Below are 3319 nucleotides of genomic sequence, written 5' to 3'. Positions count from 1 at the left end.
TTTTTGTATTCATTAAAAAAATCGCTTTTTATTAAAACCGATATTTTATACTACGTAACCACGCCGTTACACAAGCATAAAGAACGAACCGCCCGATGGGGCGGTTTTAATTTGTGTGGTGTTATTTAGCAGGGATATCGGAGAGATTGGTGGGTTCATCTAACGTTAGATGTGGAGTAATTTTTGCTAATAAAGCTTTTCCAATACCTTTAACGGAACTCAATTGTTCTAAGCTGGTGAAGTCGCCGTGTTCTTTACGATAATCAACGATGGCTTGAGCTTTAACCGTCCCAATACCTTTTAATAGTACTAATTCCTCAACGGTTGCAGTGTTGAGGTTAATTTTAGCGAGCACAGCATGCGATAAGATAAATAATAAAGTTAATAATAGGGTTTTTAAACGCATTATGACTCCTTATTGATTCAATCGAGGAGTCATCGTAGCAAATAAAACTAAAAAGGCAATAAAAAAGCCCCTGCGTTTGCAGGGGCTTTGCTAAAAAAACCTGATACTGTCCTACTCTCACATGAGGAGACCTCACACTACCATCGGCGATGCTGCGTTTCACTTCTGAGTTCGGCATGGATTCAGGTGGTACCACAGCTCTATGGGTATCAGGAAAACCGGTCTATTCAATTAGGTTACAATGCAACCTCATCAACAATAAATCTTGCTAAAAAATAACTTGAGCGTTGTATGATCAAGTCTCACGATCAATTAGTACTCCTTAGCTACGCATATTACTACGCTTCCACATGGAGCCTATCAACGTCGTCGTCTACAACGGATCTTTAGAGAGCTTAAAGCTCTAGGGAGATCTTATCTTAGGAGGGGCTTCCCACTTAGATGCTTTCAGCGGTTATCCCTTCCGAACATAGCTACCCAGCAATGCAATTGGCATCACAACTGGTACACCAGAGGTTCGTCCATCCCGGTCCTCTCGTACTAAGAACAGCTTCCTTCAAATCTCCAACGCCCACGGCAGATAGGGACCGAACTGTCTCACGACGTTCTGAACCCAGCTCGCGTACCACTTTAAATGGCGAACAGCCATACCCTTGGGACCTGCTACAGCCCCAGGATGTGATGAGCCGACATCGAGGTGCCAAACTCCGCCGTCGATATGGACTCTTGGGCGGAATCAGCCTGTTATCCCCGGAGTACCTTTTATCCGTTGAGCGATGGCCCTTCCATACAGAACCACCGGATCACTAAGACCTACTTTCGTATCTGTTCGACTTGTCTGTCTCACAGTTAAGCGGGCTTCTGCCTTTGCACTCTTGGTACGATTTCCGACCGTACCGAGCCCACCTTTGCACTCCTCCGTTACTCTTTAGGAGGAGACCGCCCCAGTCAAACTACCCACCAGACACTGTCTGAACCCTCGATTCAGAGGGTCTCGTTAGAACATTAAAATAAGCAGGGTGGTATTTCAAGGTCGGCTCCACAGAAACTAGCGTCTCTGTTTCATAGCCTCCCACCTATCCTATACAACGTATTTCAATGTTCAGTGTCAAGCTGTAGTGAAGGTTCACGGGGTCTTTCCGTCTAGCCGCGGGTACACTGCATCTTCACAGCGATTTCAACTTCACTGAGTCTCGGGTAGAGACAGCACCGCCATCGTTACGCCATTCGTGCAGGTCGGAACTTACCCGACAAGGAATTTCGCTACCTTAGGACCGTTATAGTTACGGCCGCCGTTTACCGGGGCTTCGATCAGGAGCTTGCACCCCATCAATTAACCTTCCGGCACCGGGCAGGCGTCACACCCTATACGTCCACTTACGTGTTTGCAGAGTGCTGTGTTTTTGATAAACAGTCGCAGCGGTCTATTCTCTGCGACCCTCAACAGCTTTCACCATCGAGGGCATACCTTCTCCCGAAGTTACGGTATCATTTTGCCGAGTTCCTTTACCCGAGTTCTCTCAAGCACCTTAGAATTCTCATCCCACCCACCTGTGTCGGTTTAGGGTACGGGCAAACAATATCTGAAGCTTAGAGGCTTTTCCTGGAAGCAGAGCATCAGTCACTTCATCTCCGTAGAGACTGGTCACTTCTTTCAGTATTGAGCTCCCGGTTTTTCCTAGGAACCCTACCTCAATCAGCAAACACACTATTCCAACAGTGTGATGACCTAGCTTTCTCCGTCCCCCCATCGCAATATTGTTCGGTGTAGGAATATTAACCTACTTCCCATCGACTACGCATTTCTGCCTTGCCTTAGGATCCGACTCACCCTGCGCCGATTAACGTTGCGCAGGAACCCTTGGGTTTTCGGTGTGCAGGTTTTTCACCTGCATTATCGTTACTCATGTCAGCATTCGCACTTGTGATACCTCCAGCATGCTTCTCAACACACCTTCTTCAGCTTACACAACGCTCCCCTACCACTTACTTACGTAAATTCGCAGCTTCGGTAGACAGTTTAGCCCCGGTAAATCTTCCGCGCAGGACGACTCGACTAGTGAGCTATTACGCTTTCTTTAAAGGATGGCTGCTTCTAAGCCAACCTCCTAGCTGTTTTAGCCTTCCCACTTCGTTTCCCACTTAACTGTCATTTCGGGACCTTAGCTGGCGATCTGGGTTGTTTCCCTTTCCACGACGGACGTTAGCACCCGCCGTGTGTCTCCTGTGATACAACTTTACGGTATTCGTAGTTTGCATCGGGTTGGTAGGTCGGCATGACCCCCTAGCCGAAACAGTGCTCTACCCCCGTAAGTCAATTCACAAGGCACTACCTCAATAGTTTTCGGGGAGAACCAGCTATCTCCGAGCTTGTTTAGCCTTTCACTCCTATCCACAAGTCATCCCCGTATTTTTCAACATACGTGGGTTCGGTCCTCCAGTTGATGTTACTCAACTTTCAACCTGCTCATGGATAGATCGCCCGGTTTCGGGTCTAGACACAGCGACTCGCGCCCTTTTCAGACTCGCTTTCGCTTCGGCTTCACTATTCGCTTAACCTTGCCACTATATCTAACTCGCTGACCCATTATACAAAAGGTACGCCATCACTAGCCTTCGCTAGCTCTGACTGCTTGTATGCATACGGTTTCAGGTTCTATTTCACTCCCTTCACCAGGGTTCTTTTCGCCTTTCCCTCACGGTACTGGTTCACTATCGGTCGACAACGAGTATTTAGCCTTGGAGGATGGTCCCCCCATCTTCAGACAGGATTTCTCGTGTCCCGCCCTACTATTTCATCAATTTCGCTTTCGTATACGGGACTTTCACCCTCTTCGGTCTCGTTTCCCAACGAGTTCTACTGGCTCTATTAACTTCATGGCTTCTCCGCGTTCGCTCGCCGCTACTTGCAGA

At 47.8% G+C, this 3319-nt stretch carries 1 protein-coding gene and 2 rRNA genes (1 of these 3 only partly in view); all 3 read right to left on the bottom strand.

What is annotated here, in order from left to right:
* Window positions 1-121: 121 nt before the first annotated feature.
* A complete protein-coding gene (locus AKG33_RS07090; RefSeq protein ID WP_012031203.1) occupies window positions 122-406 on the bottom strand; it encodes a ComEA family DNA-binding protein in 285 nt (94 codons plus the stop codon).
* 98 nt (window positions 407-504) lie between these two features.
* A 5S ribosomal RNA gene (gene rrf, locus AKG33_RS07085) occupies window positions 505-620 on the bottom strand.
* A gap of 77 nt (window positions 621-697) precedes the next feature.
* Window positions 698-3319, bottom strand: a 23S ribosomal RNA gene (locus AKG33_RS07080); it runs 227 nt beyond the window's last position.

Origin of the sequence: Dichelobacter nodosus, assembly GCF_001263335.1 — a bacterium.
GTDB lineage: Bacteria > Pseudomonadota > Gammaproteobacteria > Cardiobacteriales > Cardiobacteriaceae > Dichelobacter > Dichelobacter nodosus.
This window is presented reverse-complemented; position numbering and strand designations above follow the sequence as displayed.

Excerpts from the sequence above, each read along its gene's own strand:
- AKG33_RS07090 (WP_012031203.1), bottom strand. The coding sequence starts at position 406 with ATGCGTTTAAAAACCCTATTATTAACTTTATTATTTATCTTATCGCAT.